Below are 18,770 nucleotides of genomic sequence, written 5' to 3'. Positions count from 1 at the left end.
TCATTTAGCCCCCGTTTGCAAAGGTGTCCCGGGATCGAAAATTGCTGCGGGGACGATAATGCCGAGTTCCGCGAATTCTTCGACGAACCGGGGGCGAAGGCCGGTAGCTCGGAATTCCCCGCGAATGCGGCCATTGTCGTCTGTACCGGTTTTCTTGAATTTCATGATCTCCTGCATCTGGACGACTTCGCCCTCCATGCCGGTGATTTCGGAAACGGAGACGATCTTGCGTGTGCCGTCGCTGAGACGCTGAACCTGGACGATGAGCGAGATCGCCGACGCGATCTGTGAACGGACACTGAGCTGGGACATCGGCATGCCGGCCATGCCGACCATCTGCTCGAGGCGACCGACGGCATCGCGCGGCGTGTTGGCATGAATGGTCGTCATCGATCCCTCGTGACCCGTGTTCATCGCCTGCAGCATGTCGAAGGCCTCTTCGCCGCGCACTTCGCCAACGATGATGCGATCCGGGCGCATGCGCAGCGCGTTCTTGAGGAGTTCGCGCTGACGAATCTCATTGCGACCGTCAAGCGTCGGCGGCCGGGTTTCCAGCCGCCCGACATGCGGCTGCTGTAGCTGCAGCTCGGCCGCGTCTTCGATGGTGACCAAACGCTCCTTCGGGGATATCTGCGACGACAGGGCATTGAGCAAGGTCGTTTTGCCCGAACCCGTACCGCCCGAGATGATCATCGACACCTTGCCTTTGACCGCAGCGCTCAGCAGGATGCGCATCGCGTTGGCCATGGCGCCATAGTCGACCAGACGCTCCAGCGTCAGGGGTGAACGCGTGAATTTGCGGATCGAAACGAGTGGCCCGTCAACCGCGATCGGCCTGATGGCGACGTTGACGCGCGACCCATCCTTGAGGCGGGCATCGACGAGGGGGGTCGATTCATCGACCCTACGCCCGACGGCGGAGACGATCTTATTGATCACGCGAAGCAAGTGGTCCTCGTCCTTGAAGCGGACAGCCGTGCTCTCGAGCTTGCCGGACCGCTCCACATAGACGCTGTTGTGACCGTTGATCAGAATATCGGCGATGGTATCGTCGGTCAGCAGCGGCTCGATCGGCCCGAGCCCGAGCATCTCGTCGGTGATGTCATGGATCAGATCATTGATTTCCTTGGCATTGAGCGGGAAGTTGTTCTGCCGGATATAATCCTTGACCAACGGCCGGATCTCGGTGGCAATCTCCTCATTGTCGAGCATGTCAAGGATGCCGAGATTGATGCGGTCCAACAGATAACGATGCAGGTTGACCCGCTCGGCCACCATATCCCGGCCAAGCGCTGTTTCCTGTCCCGGCGTGACGGGCCCGCCGACAGCCTGCAATTGCGGCGTCGTCTCCGCTGCGTTCGTGGAAAGATCGGCAACCTCCGAATGCTCCTCGCCTTCCGTCTGCCGCTGCTTGTAAAAACGTCCGATGAACCCGTTTGTCATCAGCTTCCCCCCTGTTCGGCTATTTCACGATCACCGTGGCTCCGACCTTCACCCGGCTATAGAGATCAATGACGTCGGCATTGCTCATGCGGAAGCATCCCGAGGACGCGAATCCGCCGACGGTCGACTGATCGTTGGTTCCATGAATGCGATAAAGCGTGTCGGCATTTCCCCGGTAGAGGTAGATCCCGCGCGCGCCGAGCGGATTGAGCGGGCCGGCAGGCACAAGCTCGGGAAGGTCCGGTGCGCGCGCCTTCATCTCGGCCGGTGGCCGCCAGTCTGGCCATTCGGCCTTGTGACCGACCTTGACAACGCCGCTCCAGCGAAAGCCGTCGCGGCCGACGCCGATCCTGTAGCGGATCGCATGGCTGCCGGAGACGACAAGATCAAGCGTCCGGTTCTTGCTGACGATGACGATCGTGCCGGCCGGATAGTTCTCATCGGTCGTCACCATGACGCCAGTCATGGGCCCCAGGTTTCGCGGCACCAACCCGCTCGCCAAGGTCTGCGTAAAAGAGGCTGCGAGCCAGAAGGACGCCGCGATCAGGATCCCCCGCAACGCCCGACCGCGCGCCGCCCCGTTGCTGCACTTCGCCTCTGGTCCGTCGCTGCCGTTGCGCGAGTTCATTTAACGAGCGCTCCGAGCTTGCTCACCGAGCCGCAGAAACGGGAACGCGCATTGACCTCGAAAGGCAACACGCCGCGGTTCACCGCCTCGTTCAGGGTTTCCCAATCATCGGTAATGACTTGCGCGCGGACATCCTTGAAGATCTTGTCGATTTGCTGCCGGCGCACACCAAGGCTGAAGAGCTTGGTGCGGTATTTGTTGACGACGATAAAGATCTGGTCCGAGGTGCCACGCTGCCGCACCAGGTTGAGAAAAAGATCCTTGGCCTCGTGAAGGGCGGGGATCGTCATCTCGGTGACAATGCAGACACTGTTGGCAGATCCCAGCACATCCTCTTTCCATGGCGTGTTGTAATAGGGGACATCGAGGACCGTGTGATCGCTTTCGAAGGCCGCGACATCCAGCATCCGCAACACGAGTTCCGCACCCTTGGGCGTCAAAAGGACCGACGGTTGCTTGAACGACAGCAGGGAAAATCCGCCCGGATGGCGCTTGCGCACGAGATCGATGAATTCGAGATCGACCCGCGACGGATTGGCCATGATCGGCTTCAGATCGTAGTCGTTGACAAGATTGAGATAGTAGCCAAGCGACCCGGAGGAGAAATCCATGTCGAACAGATCGACGCGCGGCGTGGAGTTTTTCGTCGGCTGGGCCAGCACATACGCGAGTGAGGAGGCAATCACACTGGCGCCCGCGCCGCCCACAGCCGAGACGATGGCATGAACCCGGCTTTCGCTGGCCCCCTCGGTCGGCGCGTGGGTCGAGATCATATCGATCAGCGAGCGGCGTTCGAGCGGCTTCTTCAGCCAGTCATTGCCGTTCAAGCGGAACAGCAGCCGCAACATATCATCGGGCAGCTCTTCGGAGACGACCACCAATGGCGTATTTCGATGGCTGTTGCGGAAGGTAAACAGCTCCGGATGGCTCAACATATCCCCGTTGTCGACGTCGAGCACGATCAGATTGAACTGCGCCAGGTCGGCCCGTCCTGCATCTCTGAGTGCCGAGAGCGCCATATGACGCACGTCGTAACGCGAAAGCGAACCGAACGTATCGAGCATGAAGCTCGCCGCAGCCGCATCATCGGAAAGAACAAGAATTTTTGTGGATGCTACAAAATTCATATGAGCTGTCATCTCGCTTTACCACGCAATATTATGAGTTAAGCATTATGGGTTTAGCAGGTGGAACACGTCTTCAAGTCTTCGGTCGTAATCGTCACCGGATGGGCAGGAATGGTGACGTCATTGAGCCCGAGCAGTCCGCCAAGAACGGGCAGATCAAATGTAATATCGCGGACTTCCAGCCGCATGGTCAGCACCGGCCCGTCCGGCCGGCCCCAATAGCCAAGACCCGAGCGCTGATAGGTAACCACCAGGTTCTCCGGCTGGATGCGCCAGTTTAAATCGCAAATGCCCGGCCGCGGATCCCCTGCCGCGCAGGCGCCGTCGCTTCCCTGCACGATCCGGCTCAACGCCGCGGCATCGCAGTTGGCGAGCGCCGGCCCGCAAGTCAGGGATATCGTCGAATCGTTCGGTGTCGCGTCGCCATTGTTCAGCGGATCGTCGGCATCGCTCGGGAAGGCATCGGCGAAGTCCGCCGCCGGCACCAGCGGATCGGATACGGCCGCAAGACGTGCACCATATTGCAGCGCCTTCACCGTCTGGTTCCACTGCGACATGGCATAACCGAACTCGACGAAGGCGGCGAAGACCAGGAGCACGATCGGGATCGTGATCAGACCCTCAGCCAGGGACACACCGCGATCGTCCCGCCAGAAGGAAAAGGGGGCGCGAGGATCTACCATCCCATATACCTCTCTTCATGCGCGGAATTGATGGTGATCTCGTCGACACCGAGCCAGGCAAACAGCGGAGAGGTTTCATAGAGATGTGCCGTCTGCACGGTGATCGTGCCATCGGCATCGACCGGAATGACGGTGATATCGGCAAGATCGGGTCCCCAGCCCCGCACGCGCAGCGCAGCGCCCTCAGCCGGGCTCTGGGTTCCATAGAAAGCGATCAGTTTCGCGGTCGCCGTCGAACAGCTTGACGTATAGGTCGGCGAGGTTGGCCTGCAGCGCGACATGTAGCGCCCGGCATCCCTCAGACCCGCGTCGATCTGCATTCGCTCCCAGAAGATATTGCCGAACTCGAGGATGCCGGCGGCAAACAGCGTCACGAAGGGCACAGCCAGCAGCGCCTCGGCAAGCACGGCCCCCTCTTGCCTTTGCCAGAAGCCGAACCGCAGCCGGCGGAGAATGAAGGTTCTGAGCGCCATCATCTGACCAGCTCCGCTTCTTCCCGCAGGAATTCATCAAGCGTACCGCGGCCGCCCTTGCCCGTGATGTCGATTATTTCGAGCGAAAGATACCGCTCGCTGCCGGCCTTGAGCGCCGGTTTGGTCATGAACATGCGGGCAAAGGCAACAGCCTGCGTGGTTTTGTGGCCGTTAAGATGATCAACCGATGCCTCGTAGCCGCAATTGACGATCGCGGCGAATATCTCGCGGCGATCGCCGTATTCGTCTGCCGCGTAATCCGAAAGGTCAGGCCCGGAATAGCACTGGGAGCCGCCCGTCGCGGGTGAGCCGATCTCCCCGTTCAGCGAGGGATTGCCGAGCAGCGCCGCGGTGTTGAGCTCGTAGCGATAGACATCGTAGGCTGAGGGCTGGCTCGGTGTTCCGGTGGCCTGCGCCGGATAGCTGGAATAGTTGCTGAGGATCGTGCTGACCAATGGCCTCGGCCAATTTTGGACGTCCCAATAGGGTCCGTACTGCCAATCGTTGCCGCTGCTGATCTTGCCGCCGCCGAGGGGGGTCATGTTTGCCCCGTAGCCCAAGGGCAGCGCCTTGGTGACATCGCCGACGGTGTCGCCGACCATCACGGGCTCGTAGCCCTTGCAGGCAGCAGTTCCCGTTTTCGTTTGTGCGGAGCGCACGTTCTGGGACGGGCGATAACGGCCGTCACTGCGCGCGTTCTTGAACGAACCCTCATAAATACCGAAGCGTGTGTTCACTCCCGCTTCGACCGGCCCGGCGACGGCACCCGTCTTGGTATCCAGACTATCCTGCGTATAGCAGGCCCCCGGATTTCCGGTTGCGAGAGCCTCTGCCAGCACGTTCGCGCCATTGCCAAGAGGGGTTCTCAGGAATCCGAAATTGCCAGGGCCGGGATTGGACGAAGACGTGGTGTGCATCTCGATCTGCCGCCCGTAGAGATTCCCTGCCGCAAAGTTGGTGTGGAGGTCCGCTGCAGCCTGTTCGTTGACGGCCTCGCTCGTATTGCCCGCCGGCTCGTAAGGGTTGCAGATGAAGATCGGCGTGATGTCACAGGCACTTGCGTGATAGACAGCGACCGCATCGGCCGAAACATTGATCGTATCGCGCGTGAAGCCGACCGGCAGCGGGAAGATCGTTTGCATCGCCTGAGGCTTGGCGGCGACCCAGGCATAGGATGCTTCATTTGGGTCCGTCGTCACCATGGAACCGGGGATGGGATCGTCATCATCATCCGGAATGGCCTTGAGAAATGTGACCGTGACCGTGCTTGCCGCGTCGTTACCGGCCTCATAGGACACCGTGAGGCTGGTGCCGAGCGACATGCCCGCTCCGCCACCGCCAAATGCAGCGGTGTTGGCGAGCTTCTCGATCGCCGCCTCGGCCCGCGTGATCGCGTCGTCACGACCGTCGAGCTCGCGGGCGCCGGTGAGCGCCATCGCGTCGACGGCGTTTTGAAGGTCGGTGTGAAGATTGCCGCTGCGCCCGACATCGATCACGAGCAGCGAAAAGCCCAGCAGCATCGGCATGGATATCAGCGTCAAAGCGACGACGTATCCACGATGATCATTCCAGAACCGCTTGATAGCCGTACTCAACAACATTGGCATATCCCCCCATCGCGGCGCCTCTTTCGCCGTGACGTGTTGCGTTTACTGCATTCCTTTCCGCCGCTGCTTCTTCATTCCGCCCGTCAATTCCCGCCCGTCAATTCCCGCCCGTCAATTCCCGCTCGTCGCCGGCTCCCCGTTACTGCCCGCCCGACGCTCCGTTCATTCCCGGTGTTGCCGCCGGCAGGATCACCGTCGTTTGCGGCGTCGCGGCGGGCTGGCTGGCGCCGTTATAGTTGCGCATCACCTTATAGATAGTCTTGCCATCACTGGTGATGCGGGTGTTCTCGGCCACCCGCGGGAAAGGATCCTGGATGTGGATGCCCTTGTTGGCCTCCACCGCATTGCCCAATCCAAACGTGATCGAATCGCGATGGTTCATGTAGTCGGCACAGCCCGAGACAATGCTCACGGCAGCGAGGACCAGCAGGACGCGCTTATTTCTTGACAACAGCAAGGGTGCCTCCCACTTCGAGATCGAGACGGTGGCCATAGGGGCCCTTCACGCCTTCGCCATTGCGAAAGCGGCGCAGCATATCCTTGTCGACCTCCAGCATGCCAAGCGCGAAGAGTTCGACGTCATTCGACGAACGCGTCTGGTCGAGCGGGCTGTAGAGATCCTCGCCCGGTGCCGCAGGCCGCACGATATGCGGCGTGACGACGATGACGAGATCGGATTCTCTTTTCGCGAAGCTGGTCGAGCGGAACAGCGCGCCGATGATCGGGAGCTTGCCCAGTCCCGGCAATTGCTGGATGTCCTTGGCATTGATCGACTGCAGCAGACCCGCCATGGCGAAACTCTGGCCGTCGCGCAGCGCCACCGTGGTGCTCGCAGCCCGCGAAATGAAGCCGGGATTGCCGTTGACGCTGACCGACGTATCGAGCTCGGAGACTTCCGGTTCGATCTTCAGGTTGATCAGCCCGCCGTCGAGCACGACCGGCGTGAAGGTGAGCCGCACACCGTACGGCCGGTAGTCGGTCTCCGTTGCGACCGTCGCGCCGTTGTTCGTCGTCGACAGGATCGGCACTTCACCACCGGCGTGGAAGCTCGCGGTTTCGCCGCTCATGGCGATCAGGTTCGGCTGCGCCAGCCGACGCACCAACCCCTTCTGTTCCAACGCGTTGATGACAACGTCGATGCGCGTGCCAGAAATCTCCAGCACCTTTGCGATCAATTGACCGAAGGGCAGCATGCCCGTCGCAGCGCCCGCACCGTCGGCAAGGCTGAATTGGAGGACGCCATCGTCGTCGGTCGTCAGGCCGACCCGCGAACTGGCGGTACCCTTACTGCCATTCGGATTACTCCCGGCCCAGCCGATGCCGAGGTCGCGGCCTGTCGACCGCGCGGCCTCGATCACCCGGACCTCCAGCATGACCTGCTGCGATTCGGCGACCCGCAGCTGGTTGAGCACGGGCTGATCGGAATAGGACTGGGCGATCTCCATCACCCGCTGCAGTTCGACGGCGTCGCGCACCATGCCTGTGAGGCGAATGCGGTCGTTGGAATTGAACACCCTCACCTGCGAAGACGGCGCGGTGGAGCGAATGGCGGAGGCGACTTCGGTGAAATCGCTGGCGACGCGGATATCGATGACGCCGAGAAGCGACTTGTCGTCGGCATAAACCGAAATATTGGTGGCGCCATTCTTCTTGCCGCGAATGAACAGCGACTTGTCGGACAGCGGCACCACATCGATCAGATCGGCGCTGCCGATCACCAGATCGCCAAAGGGTTTGCCGGTCGTGATCGTCATCGTGTCGTTCGGAGGGATCGTCACCTGCTGCACGGAGCCGGTCAGGCTGATGAATTTCTCCTGGGCCTCGGCCCGGCCGGCGAGGCCAGGGCCCCAGCAGCTATAGGCAAAAATTACCGCGGTCACCGCCGCGAGGGTTTTGGCTCTCGCCGCCCCCTTCATGCTTCCCCTTGTCATTCCGCTTAAGCCCCTCTCTCGCTCGGCTACTGCGCATGCGGGCATGCCGCATTTCGAAGTCATTGGATCAGGCCGACTCGGTGCTCCTCGCGCTTCGTCGTGTTCCAGACGCCTACCGTCGCCCACTTTGGCTCAATCGGCAAGACCGGACCTACTTTGCGTTCAACAATCTGTACTTGTTTTTCCCGCAAAGGCGTCTTCATCTGGTTTTCGACCGAGTTGAGACGGCCCCCCAGGTCATCCCCAACCTTTCGAACCAGCCGTTCGATCATGTCGAATCGCCCGTCTTCCGTCTTTTTCGCAAGCCCCTCGCTGAGTTCCGTCGCGATCGGCCCCCCGCCGAGGTCCGCAACGGTGATCGGCCGCGTCTGTTCGGCCGAAGCAGACGCGACATTGCGCAGGGTAAGCGACAGCGTGCCGATATTGGCGCCGAGCGTCAGGCGCTGCGCCTCCTCGGTCGTGACCTCGAAGGTCACCGTCTTGACGACGGAGGGCTCGTCCTTGCGCTCATCCGCGGTCTGGTCCACCGCCAGCACCTTCACGCCCTGAAGAAGCACATCGACATAGGTCTGCTCGCTGTTGTTCTGCCGGTTCTGGATGACACGGGTGAGCAGCACATCGACCCGGTCCGAGGGGCGCACGAAGCCTGCCACGCCGAGAACGTCGTTGACGCGGATCGACACGGCCTTCATGCCCTGGTCAAGCGCCGCCGACAATGTTGCCCGCTCACCGGCACCCGTGATCTTCGAGGCAAGCATAGGCTCGCCGGGATCGATCGCCGCCATGGCGTAGCGTGGCTTGTCGGCGTCGCCGACCACCGCCTCGATGCTGTCGAACGATCCGTCCGGCCGCTCCCCCGCGGGCCAGGGAATGGCTCTCAGACTTTCGGGGCGAACCACGTCGCCGAAGCGCATCTCCTTGGCGGCGACAACGAGAATTTGCTCCTGCCCCTTCGTATCGCCTTCGGCCACAAGCCGCGCCTGCTGGTCGGCGAGGTAACTGCGCATCGCAAAAACAGCGGCGCCGGCAAGTATAATGGAAACAACAAGACTGAGGATCGTTGAGAAACGCATCGCCGGTACTCGCAACAATGGACGGAAATACGCCCGTTTCTAAAATTTATTTTAAAGGAGAGGGGTTAACAAAAATCCCCTCTCCATTTTTATGAATAATAATATCAGGCGGGAACTGCCAGTGCAGTCGTGAACCAGCCTGCCCATGCATTCCAGACGGCTGCCAGATTGTCGCCGGCCAAGGTCACCGCCGTGATCACGCCGCCGATAAGCAAGGCAAGAAGAATCAGATATTCAGTCAGCGCCACGCCATCTTCTTCCCGCGCGAAAGCGCGTACTGCAGACAAAAGTGCTTTCATCGAGAATTACCTCCAGGATATTCGGCGCGCCCGCAAATGTCCTCCGGCCCGCCATGTCGTCGAGACCGCCTCTCCGACTGTTAATATTAATAGTCACTTAATTATTACATCGTCAACTGCTAAAACGCATCATTTCTTGACACCTATATTTATAGTTAAATTCCGCTCGGAGAGAAAGGCTGTCTGGACCGGTCAATATGCTGTACAACCGTGACTAGTGGTAGTATTTATCGACTTTCATCTACCTCTAAAGACTTAGCCTCGGTCCGGTATCTTCGCTTTTTGTGACAATCTGGCATTTTGAACAGACGGAGGGCAAATATGACGCAAACCATCAACATTGTTACTGCCGCATCAGTATTACTTTTCCTCTATGCGGCCTGGAGCGATTTCCGCAGCTGGAAAATACCGAATGGCGCCATTCTCGCCCTGCTCGCCCTCTATTGCCTGCGTGCCGTGGCGGCATTGCTGATGACGGATGATGTCGGCGCGGCACTCTTCTCCTCCACCGGCATCGGCGGCGATGCCGCCGCCGGCCTCCTGCTTTTCGCGCTTGGCGTGGCCCTTTGGGCGTTCGGCCTCTTCGGCGCCGGCGATGCCAAGCTCTTCCTGCCGATCGGTCTGTTCATCGGCTGGCACGGCATGCTGCCCTTCGCCATCTTTCTCCTGATTGGCGGTGTCCTCGCCTTGCTGGCGCTGCGGTTGCCGATGCCGTTGCAACTGGCGCACATTTCCATCTTCATGCGCATCGAGGAAATCCGCGCAACGCGCAAGGTTCCCTACGGCGTCATCATGGTCATCGCAGCACTCCCGGTGCTCGCCCTGCGCTGAACCTCGCCCATGAACGCCATGATGAACTGGTCAAATGGCGGGACCCAGCCTACGATCCGGCTCTCGTACTTCCACGAAGACGTCGCCGCGCTCGCCGCAAGATGACAGAGCCGTTGCCGCCGCATACTTGAAGCGGCGGCCTTTGGTGCAGTGGTTTTTTGGTTTTTGGCGGGCTTGCGCCTCGGTGTTGCGCGACGCAGAAACGCAAAAACCCTACTTTGGACACAAGGGTTTTTTGCGATTGGTTTGGTTGCGGGGCCCCAATGTACCGAGACTTGCACATTACAGGCTAAATTTATCGCCATCTGAGGCGTAAGCATTTACGGAACTTCTCAAGAAATTATGACTTTGATTTTAATCGTCGATCACGGCAGCACCGCACCTCTGGACGACGATAAAAACGCCTTCTCCGCGTTACTTGCCGAATGGCGACGATATTCGGTGCAAAATACCGAATTGCCGCTGCAGTCAGTGCATTCTGCGGCACCCTTTCGCGATACTGCCACTATCATTGACTCCGAGGCCCCCATGTCCCCGTTAATCCACCACATCAGCAGCGATGAAACTCTACCCAAGTCAGCAGATGTCGTGGTAATCGGCGGTGGGATTGTCGGCGCCAGCGCGGCCTATTTCCTGGCACGGCGCGGCCTGTCGGTGGCGCTTATCGAAAAGGGCTATGTCGGCTGCGAACAGTCGAGCCGGAACTGGGGCTGGTGCCGTCGGCAGAACCGCGACGCACGTGAGTTGCCGCTTGCCAATCTGGCGCTACGGCTGTGGGAAGAGCTCACCAAAGAGATCGGGCATGACCTTGGCTTTCGCCGTTGCGGGCTTATCTATGCGACCGCCGATCAAAAGCAGCTCGCCGAATGGGACAAGTGGCGCGAGGTTGCCCGACGGTTCGACGTCAATACGCGGATGCTTACGGCCGACGAGGCCGCTGCCGCCGTTCCTGCGGCTGGCGGCCGCAAATGGCTGGGCGGTGTCCATGCTGCAGACGATGGCAAGGCCGAGCCCGCGCTCGCCGCCCCTCGGATCGCCGAGGGCGCGCGCATGCATGGCGCGACCGTTCATCAGAACTGCGCGGCACGCGGCCTGGATATCACCAATGGGCAAGTGAGCGGCGTCGTCACCGAGAAAGGCACTATCCGCACCAACGCGGTCCTATGTGCCGCCGGCGCCTGGGCTTCTGCTTTCCTGCGCATGCATGCGGTTTCGCTGCCGCAGGCCAGCGTCCGCCAGACCGCCTTGCGGACCGCTCCTGCACCGGATTTTGGTGAGGCAGTCTATACATCCGACTTTGCCATGACGCGCCGGCTCGATGGCGGCTACACGATCGCGGTCAGCGGCAGGGCGACCCTCGAGATCACGCCGCAGGGGATCCGCTATGTCCGCCCGTTTCTGCCGATGTTCATGAAACGGTTGAAGGCCGTCGAGATCGGCATAGGCCGCTCGTTCTTCGAGGGCCCGGACTCACTCCGTCGCTGGCATCTCGACAGGCCAACCCCCTTTGAGCGCATCCGCGTCCTCGATCCCGCTCCGGACAAGCGGATGTTGGCAACCATCATGGCGCGGGTAAGAACCCTGTTCCCCACCGTTGCCGATGCCGGCGTCGTGTCCGCCTGGGGCGGGTATATCGACTCCACACCGGACGCAGTACCGGTGATTTCCCCGGTGGACAGCATTGGCGGAGTATTCGTCGCCGCAGGCTGCTCGGGACACGGCTTCGGCGCCGGCCCTGGCATTGGCCATCTGGCGGCGGATCTGGTCGCGGGCGACGCGACAAGCATCGATCCGACTCCATTCCGCCTGTCGCGCTTCACCGACAGATCGAAAATTGAAGTTGGCGACTTCTGACGCAGCGGTCCTTCTGGCAACTCACGGCTCGGCATGGCGGCCCAAGACCTGAAGAGCGCCGTCTACGGAGCCGAGGAACTGGAAGAAACTGCTAAACTTCGGCTGGAAGGCCGCCAGAAGAGGACTAGCACGCGGGACCAGGTTGATGAACTGGTCCAGACATCCCGTTCCGCCAGCTCAGTTCCCAGCAACCAGAGGGGAAATCATATGTCAGATCAAACGACGAGCGCTTCCGTCAGAAAGTTGGCTTTCATCCATACGGTTTCCGGCCTTGTTTCCGAGTTCGAGGGCCTCGCCAAAGAACATCTGCCCGACTGGAAGCCGTTCGCGATCCTCGACGAGAGCCTCTTGAGGGATACCATTGAGCGCGGGTCGCTATCCGATCTGACAAAACGAAGGCTCGCGACCTACGTATGGTCGGCAGTCGACGCCGGGGCAGATGCGATTGTCGTCACATGCTCGACCCTCGGACCGGCAGTCGATGCCATTGCGCCGCTTTGCCCTGTGCCGCTGTTCCGTATTGATGAAGGCATGGCCAAAGCCGCTGTCGAGCAAGGAAACCGCATAGGCGTCCTAGCGACCTTATCCACAACGCTGGTGCCGACAGTGGATCTACTGAAGCGCCAGGCATGCGAGGCGGGCAAGGACGTAGCGATCGACCATGTGCTTGTTCAGGGAGCGTTTCAACTCCTCGCCGGCGGGGACGTCGAAGCTCATGACGCGCAAATCCGCCAAGCTCTCGAAGAGCTGTCGCAGAAGGTCGATGTGGTCGTTTTGGCGCAGGCCTCGATGGCCCGTGCAGTGCGGGGTACGGCCCACAGTCTTCCAGTTCTGACAAGCCCCGTACTTGGGGTTGAAAACGTGAAACGGCGTTTAGAGCAGCGATAGGACAAAATTGGGAGAGGATGCAAAAGCCTGAGACTTGCCGCAATATTGTTCGGCCGACGCGATGTCCGCCTGTCGAAACCGAGCTGCCGCCTCTCGCAGCGGGAATGGTGCGTATCAAGTTCCAGGCGGGAACGGAAATCTCCTTTCTCTTGAGGTGGGCAATCGCGTTGCTGTGAATCCAGTTCGGCCTTGCTTTTCGTGTGCTGGATGTCTCAAGGGGCGAATGAACGTCTGCGAGAATGCCATTTTCATGGGTCTGCGGCCCGTCGTCCGCACGTCAATGGTGGTTTTGCCTGGTATTTCGATGTGCTGCCAAGCCAATGCTTCAAAATTCCCGACCACGTTCCGGAAACCGCAGGAAATGCGGTGGCGTCGCAAACTACGCAGGATGCCCCGGCGATTACCTGGCCAAAATCCCCTTGATAGCCGGCCGCCTCGTGGCCTGCCATCAGACGGGTCTGGCAGCGCCCCCGGCGACGGCTCCCAAAATCTACGCCACCCCTCGTGTATCGCAGCAGCGCCGTCCGCTTTCGATGGCCACAACGACGAGGTGTTGTGAGCCAAAGAGCGCTTCCAGTCAGCTGTTCTGCCGGTTGGCGATGAGATCATCGACCACGTGCGGATCGGCAAGCGTCGAGGTATCGCCGAGTGAGCCGAAATCGTCTTCGGCGATCTTGCGCAAAATCCGGCGCATGATCTTGCCGGAGCGGGTTTTCGGCAAGCCGGGGGCGAACTGGATCTTGTCCGGCGAGGCAATGGCGCCGATTTCCTTGCGGACATGGGAGATCAGCTCCTTGCGCAGCTCTTCCGACCCCTGCTGGCCGACCATCAGCGTCACGTAGCTATAAATGCCCTGGCCCTTGATATCGTGCGGATAGCCGACGACGGCGGCTTCCGAAACCGCATCATGGCTGACCAGCGCTGATTCGACCTCGGCGGTACCCATGCGGTGGCCGGAGACGTTGAGGACATCATCGACGCGGCCGGTGATCCAGTAATAGCCATCCTCGTCACGGCGGCAGCCGTCGCCGGTGAAATATTTGCCCTTGTAGGTCGAAAAATAGGTCTGGATGAAGCGTTCGTGGTCGCCATAGACGGTGCGCATCTGGCCGGGCCAGCTGTCGGTGATGCAGAGATTGCCGTCGGCCGCACCCTCGATCACCTTGCCCTCATTATCGACCAGCTGCGGCTGGACGCCGAAGAAGGGCCGCGTGGCCGATCCCGGCTTCAACGCCGTCGCGCCGGGCAACGGCGTGATCAGGATGCCGCCGGTCTCCGTCTGCCACCAGGTATCGACCACCGGGCAACGGCCCTCGCCGACCACATGATAGTACCATTCCCAGGCTTCCGGGTTGATCGGCTCGCCGACCGAGCCGAGGGTGCGCAACGATTGGCGTGACGAGCGGGTGACGAAGGCATCGCCCTGGCCCATCAGCGCGCGGATCGCCGTCGGCGCCGTGTAGAAGATGTTGACCTTGTGCTTGTCGACCACGTCCCACAGCCGGCCGGCATCCGGATAGGTCGGCACGCCCTCGAACATCAATGTCGTCGCGCCATTGGCGAGCGGTCCGTAGACGATGTAGGAATGGCCGGTGACCCAGCCGACATCGGCCGTGCACCAGTAGATATCGCCGTCATGATAATCGAAGACATATTGATGCGTCATCGAGGCATAGACGAGATAACCGCCCGTCGTGTGCAGCACACCCTTCGGCTTGCCGGTCGAGCCCGAGGTGTAGAGGATGAACAGCGGGTCTTCCGCCTTCATCTTCGCCGGCGGACAATCGGCTTTCACCGTGGTGACGGCCTGATGATACCAGATGTCGCGACCCGCGGACCAGTTGATCTTGCCGCCGGTGCGGCGGACGACGACGACGGACTTCACCTCGACGCCGTTCCGGCTGGCGATCTCGATCGCCTGGTCGGTGTTGGCCTTGAGCGGGATCGACCGGCCGCCGCGCAAGCCTTCGTCGGCGGTGATGACGAAGGTCGATTGGCAGTCGACGATGCGGCCGGCCAGCGCGTCGGGCGAGAAACCGCCGAAGACGATCGAATGAATGGCACCGATGCGGGCGCAGGCGAGCATCGCATAGGCTGCTTCCGGGATCATCGGCATATAGATGGTGACGCGGTCGCCTCGTCTGACACCGTTTGCCTTCAGCACATTGGCAAGGCGGCAGACATGGTCGTAAAGCTCGCGATAGGTGATCTTCTTGTCGTCATAGGGATTGTCGCCCTCCCAGATGATCGCCACCTGGTCGCCGCGTTTTTCCAGATGCCGGTCGATGCAATTGTACGAGACGTTGGTGAGGCCGTCCTCGAACCATTTGATCGAAACCTTGCCTTCGAAACTTGTATTCTTGACCTTGGTATAGGGCTTGAACCAGTCGATGCGCTTGCCATGTTCGCCCCAGAACGTCTCTGGGTCGGCAATACTCTCCGCATACCATCTCAGATAGGTCTCGTTGTCGACAAGCGTGCGGTTCCTGTTATGCGACGCAACGTAGATTTTCTCGTTCATGCTTCCCTCATTCCAAGTAATGGCCATTCCTAGGGAACGGGCAAGCTTGCTGCATTTGGTGGGTTGGGCAAAATAATCCGCTCGGCACTTCACGTCACGAGCGCACTGCGGGAAACCCGCTATTGTACTCGGCAGAATGGTCCGGCCTGGCGCGCGAGTGAGCGGTTCGCAGGGCCTAGATGATCGTCTTTCCTTGATCGGCCCGGCTGGCCGAAAACACCATGTCGGATCCGGGCGTTCGCGTCAGAAGAAGACTGGCAAAAGCGAGGAGGATCGGCATGCTGATGATGAGTTCCATGGCAAGTTCTCCCAGTTGGTCGTTGCTGACACTGAAGCTTATGACCGTTTGACCGATAGATTCTTCTGAACTCGCCCGGCACGGCAGGGCATTATTCGGATCCAGCATGACGGGCCGCAGATTCTCTACGGCGGCACCCCGATGGCAATTCGGAATTCAGACGACGTGTCCTCAGGTGATTGATCCTCGGCTCGGGGAAACCACCGCCGCGTGCTGCGTGATGACGACGCTCGAAACACGTGACGACGGCTGGAACCAGCACCGTGTCCGGCAGGGACGATACAGGCACAATAACCGCCGCGGTTCTGGCTGCGCGTTCAGCAACGGCGAAGATGCCGCTTAGAAAAAGCCGAGGATGGACTTGACCTCAAGATACTCCAACATGCCTTCGATGCCGTATTCGCGTCCGTTTCCAGATTGCTTGAAGCCGCCAAACGGCGCGTGTGGATCCCAGGCCGGGTAGTTGAGGTGCACTTGACCAGCGCGGATCTGCGACGCGACATCCTTGACGATGTTCATATCTTTGCCCTGCACATGCGCTCCCAGGCCGTAAACAGTATCGTTGGCGATGGTGACGGCCTCCTCCACCGTGTCGTAGGGGATGAGGCACAGAACCGGCCCGAAGATCTCCTCCTGGGCAATGCGCATGCCGGTGCCCACCTCGGAAAAAATCGTCGGTTTAACGTAGAGCCCGACATCCAGACCGCCCGGACGGCCCTCTCCGCCGGCAATGAGCTTTGCGCCTTCTGAAATGCCGACCCTGATCATGGCTTGGATCCGGTCGAACTGGGCTCGGTTGGCGATCACGCCGTGGGTGCTGGTCTCCGAGAGAGGATCGCCCACGACGATTTCATCCGCGGCCCTTTTGGCAAGTGACTCGATCTCGGAAAGCAGCGCGCGCGGGACAATCATACGCGTCGGCGCGCTGCATGACTGGCCGAGATTGCGAAACGCAGCGGCTATGCCCAAAGAAACGGCGCGATCGAGGTCGGCGTCCGGTAGGATTACGTTCGGCGACTTGCCGCCGAGCTCCTGCGCGACCCGCTTGACAGTCGGCGCGGCTGCCTCGGCAACCGCGATGCCCGCTCGGGTAGAGCCGGTAATGGAGATCATGTCGACATCTTGATGGGAGGCCAGAGCCGCGCCGACGCATGGGCCGTCGCCATTGACAAGGTTGAAAACCCCGGCCGGGAACCCAGCCTCCTCGATCGCCTCAGCGAACAGAAGGGCGTTTAGAGGAGAAAGCTCGCTTGGCTTCAGCACGACCGTGCAGCCCGCCGCGAGCGCCGGCGCAACTTTGGCCGTGATCTGGTAAAGTGGCCAGTTCCACGGAGTGATCATTGCGCAGACACCGATCGGTTCGTGGGTGACGGCTGTGCGGCCGCGCTGCTTGACCAAGGGGAAGGCTTCCAGGACATCGCGAGCGACCTCCACATGGGCCATTGCCAGGGGCACCTGCGCGGTGCGCGCATATCCGATCGCCGCACCTATCTCGAGGGTGATGCATTGTGCAAGCAGTTCGCTGCGCGCTTCAAGCACCGCGTGCAGGCGATCAAGCAGACCCGCGCGGTATTCCGGCTTGGTACGGCTCCAGGTGGCGAACGCACGACGGGCCGCTGAAACGGCCGCGTCCACGTCCTCGCTGTTTCCGAGCCGAATTTGGGTCACAACCTCTTCCGTGGCCGGGTTCACCACAACGCCCCTGGCGGTGCCTCTCGGCTCACGCCATTTGCCGTCGATGAAGAACTTCTGCAGGTGGCCGTTTCGGGACAGGTGTTCGAGGGGCGCGATCATTGTACTAGGTCCTTCAGGCGGTAATAGGCACCGAGGATCGGCAGGAACCAGGGACGCCCGAAATATCCAGGGATCGCTGGCCAGTCGAAATCCTTCCAGGGGTTGAGGTCGGGACGCCCGTCCATGACGTCGGTCATGATGCTGCCCATCAGCGTCGACATATGAGTGCCGTGGCCGCTATAGCCCATAGAGTAGAAGATTCCGTCGCGCTCCCCGGCGCGGGGTAAGCGGTCGCGGGTCATATCGACCATGCCGCCCCAGCAGTAGTCGATCCGGACGCCGGCCAGTTCGGGATAAACGTCGACCATCGCAGCTTTCAGGATCCGGCCGCTTTTTTCGTCGGATTGTGGATTGGACGCCGCAAAGCGTGCCCGCCCGCCGAACAACATGCGGTTGTCCGGTGTCAGCCGCCAGTAGACAACAAGATTGCGCGTGTCGACGACATTGCGACGGGCCGGCATCAGGCGCTCAAGCTCCGACGGTGATAACGGCTCCGTCACGATCAGGAATGCGCCGACCGGCACGATGCGCCGACGGATCCATCCGAGTGGTCCAACCTGGGAAATGCCGCTGGCCAGCAGAACCTGCCGCGCAACGATCTTGCCTCTGGAGGTGGTTACCTCATGCCCGGCGGGAACCTTGTGCATGGCCAGGACGGGCGCGCGTTCATAGACCTCCGCGCCCCGCCGCGCAGCTGCGGTCGCCAGGCCCCGGACGAACCGGCCGACATGCATGTTGGCGCTCTTGGGAAAGAGCAGACCGCCGTGGTAACGGTCAGTTCCGACCTCGCTATGCAGGTCAGTTCGGGCGATCATCCTCGCGTCGGGATCGACATTGGCCGCCAAAAGTTCCTGGCTGCGCGCCAGCATGTCGTAGTGCTCGGGTTTGGCGGCAAGCTTGAGCTTGCCTACTCGGGAGAAGCTGCAGTCGATCTGCTCTTCCCCAACGATCCGCTCGACCATATCGACGCCGGCGTCGAAAGCCTTGTAAAGCGCGTTTGCGGCGTCCGTGCCGTACTTGCCGGCCATGATCGCGTAGTTCTGGGCAAAACCATTGTTGCACATACCGCCATTGCGTCCGGATGCGGCGTTGCCGATTGTTTCGGCCTCGAGCAGGGCGACCCGGGCGCCCTTCTTGGCAAGCGCCAGTGCGGCGGAAGATCCGGTCAGACCGCCTCCCACCACAGCCACGTCGTACTGGCCTTCAAGGGGTTTGGATGATCCATCATTGAACGGCTGCGACGTATCCAGCCAGTAAGAGGTAAGCTTCATTTTGCAACACCAGCGCGTTAATTTGCATGGGCGCCATGCAAAGCGGAAA

General features: G+C 60.7%; 17 protein-coding genes. 3 read left to right on the top strand and 14 right to left on the bottom strand.

The window, feature by feature from the left end:
- The 10 genes from ACSQ2W_RS09780 to ACSQ2W_RS09735 form a co-directional block, all read right to left on the bottom strand.
- The gene (locus tag ACSQ2W_RS09780) at positions 1-1,443 is read right to left on the bottom strand and encodes a CpaF family protein (RefSeq protein WP_436086069.1); all 1,443 of its coding nucleotides are present in this window, start codon (positions 1,441-1,443) and stop codon (positions 1-3) included.
- A 19-nt stretch (positions 1,444-1,462) separates the two neighbouring features.
- Positions 1,463-2,071 (bottom strand): L,D-transpeptidase, encoded by a 609-nt coding sequence (locus ACSQ2W_RS09775; protein ID WP_436086068.1) that lies wholly within the window; start codon positions 2,069-2,071, stop codon positions 1,463-1,465.
- The gene (locus ACSQ2W_RS09770; RefSeq protein ID WP_436079899.1) at positions 2,068-3,210 is read right to left on the bottom strand and encodes a pilus assembly protein; all 1,143 of its coding nucleotides are present in this window, start codon (positions 3,208-3,210) and stop codon (positions 2,068-2,070) included. Before ACSQ2W_RS09770 ends, ACSQ2W_RS09775 begins: the two co-directional genes overlap by 4 nt.
- Before the next feature lie 41 nt (positions 3,211-3,251).
- Positions 3,252-3,881 (bottom strand): TadE/TadG family type IV pilus assembly protein, encoded by a 630-nt coding sequence (locus ACSQ2W_RS09765; protein WP_436086067.1) that lies wholly within the window; start codon positions 3,879-3,881, stop codon positions 3,252-3,254.
- The gene (locus tag ACSQ2W_RS09760) at positions 3,875-4,357 is read right to left on the bottom strand and encodes a TadE/TadG family type IV pilus assembly protein (protein ID WP_436086066.1); all 483 of its coding nucleotides are present in this window, start codon (positions 4,355-4,357) and stop codon (positions 3,875-3,877) included. Before ACSQ2W_RS09760 ends, ACSQ2W_RS09765 begins: the two co-directional genes overlap by 7 nt.
- A complete protein-coding gene (locus ACSQ2W_RS09755; RefSeq protein ID WP_436086065.1) occupies positions 4,354-5,955 on the bottom strand; it encodes a TadE/TadG family type IV pilus assembly protein in 1,602 nt (533 codons plus the stop codon). The genes ACSQ2W_RS09760 and ACSQ2W_RS09755 overlap by 4 nt, the downstream gene beginning before the upstream one ends.
- Before the next feature lie 145 nt (positions 5,956-6,100).
- The gene (locus ACSQ2W_RS09750; protein WP_436087733.1) at positions 6,101-6,415 is read right to left on the bottom strand and encodes a pilus assembly protein; all 315 of its coding nucleotides are present in this window, start codon (positions 6,413-6,415) and stop codon (positions 6,101-6,103) included.
- Positions 6,399-7,892, bottom strand: a complete 1,494-nt coding sequence (locus tag ACSQ2W_RS09745; protein ID WP_436086064.1) for a type II and III secretion system protein family protein — start codon at positions 7,890-7,892, stop codon at positions 6,399-6,401. The genes ACSQ2W_RS09750 and ACSQ2W_RS09745 overlap by 17 nt, the downstream gene beginning before the upstream one ends.
- 59 nt (positions 7,893-7,951) lie before the next feature.
- The gene (cpaB, locus tag ACSQ2W_RS09740; RefSeq protein WP_436086063.1) at positions 7,952-8,965 is read right to left on the bottom strand and encodes a Flp pilus assembly protein CpaB; all 1,014 of its coding nucleotides are present in this window, start codon (positions 8,963-8,965) and stop codon (positions 7,952-7,954) included.
- A 104-nt stretch (positions 8,966-9,069) separates the two neighbouring features.
- On the bottom strand, positions 9,070-9,264 hold the full coding sequence (locus ACSQ2W_RS09735) for a Flp family type IVb pilin (RefSeq protein ID WP_436086062.1): 195 nt from the start codon (positions 9,262-9,264) through the stop codon (positions 9,070-9,072).
- Positions 9,265-9,585: 321 nt separating this feature from the next.
- Between ACSQ2W_RS09735 and ACSQ2W_RS09730 the strand changes: the two genes are divergently transcribed.
- The 3 genes from ACSQ2W_RS09730 (at position 9,586) to ACSQ2W_RS09720 (ending at position 12,837) form a co-directional block, all read left to right on the top strand.
- Positions 9,586-10,095 carry a prepilin peptidase gene (locus tag ACSQ2W_RS09730; protein ID WP_436086061.1) on the top strand — a complete coding sequence of 170 codons (510 nt, stop codon included), beginning with the start codon at positions 9,586-9,588 and terminating at the stop codon, positions 10,093-10,095.
- 528 nt (positions 10,096-10,623) lie between these two features.
- Entirely contained in the window at positions 10,624-11,949 is a 1,326-nt protein-coding gene (locus tag ACSQ2W_RS09725) for an NAD(P)/FAD-dependent oxidoreductase (protein ID WP_436087732.1), read from the top strand.
- 207 nt (positions 11,950-12,156) lie between these two features.
- Positions 12,157-12,837, top strand: a complete 681-nt coding sequence (locus ACSQ2W_RS09720) for an aspartate/glutamate racemase family protein (protein WP_436087731.1) — start codon at positions 12,157-12,159, stop codon at positions 12,835-12,837.
- 577 nt (positions 12,838-13,414) lie between these two features.
- Here ACSQ2W_RS09720 and acs read toward each other — a convergent pair.
- From acs to ACSQ2W_RS09700, 4 genes are all read right to left on the bottom strand, one after another.
- Positions 13,415-15,358: an acetate--CoA ligase gene (acs, locus tag ACSQ2W_RS09715; protein ID WP_436086060.1), complete on the bottom strand. Its 1,944-nt coding sequence runs from the start codon at positions 15,356-15,358 to the stop codon at positions 13,415-13,417.
- Positions 15,359-15,533: 175 nt separating this feature from the next.
- Positions 15,534-15,656: a hypothetical protein gene (locus tag ACSQ2W_RS09710; RefSeq protein WP_436086059.1), complete on the bottom strand. Its 123-nt coding sequence runs from the start codon at positions 15,654-15,656 to the stop codon at positions 15,534-15,536.
- A gap of 339 nt (positions 15,657-15,995) precedes the next feature.
- On the bottom strand, positions 15,996-17,450 hold the full coding sequence (locus tag ACSQ2W_RS09705) for an aldehyde dehydrogenase family protein (RefSeq protein WP_436086058.1): 1,455 nt from the start codon (positions 17,448-17,450) through the stop codon (positions 15,996-15,998).
- Complete coding sequence (locus ACSQ2W_RS09700; RefSeq protein WP_436086057.1) at positions 17,447-18,721, bottom strand: NAD(P)/FAD-dependent oxidoreductase; 1,275 nt, start codon at positions 18,719-18,721, stop codon at positions 17,447-17,449. The genes ACSQ2W_RS09705 and ACSQ2W_RS09700 overlap by 4 nt, the downstream gene beginning before the upstream one ends.
- Positions 18,722-18,770: the final 49 nt, after the last annotated feature.

Source organism: Pararhizobium sp. LjRoot255 (assembly GCF_964252905.1).
GTDB lineage: Bacteria > Pseudomonadota > Alphaproteobacteria > Rhizobiales > Rhizobiaceae > Pararhizobium.
Note: the sequence above shows the minus strand (reverse complement) of the source record. Positions and strands in the feature narration are given on the sequence as shown.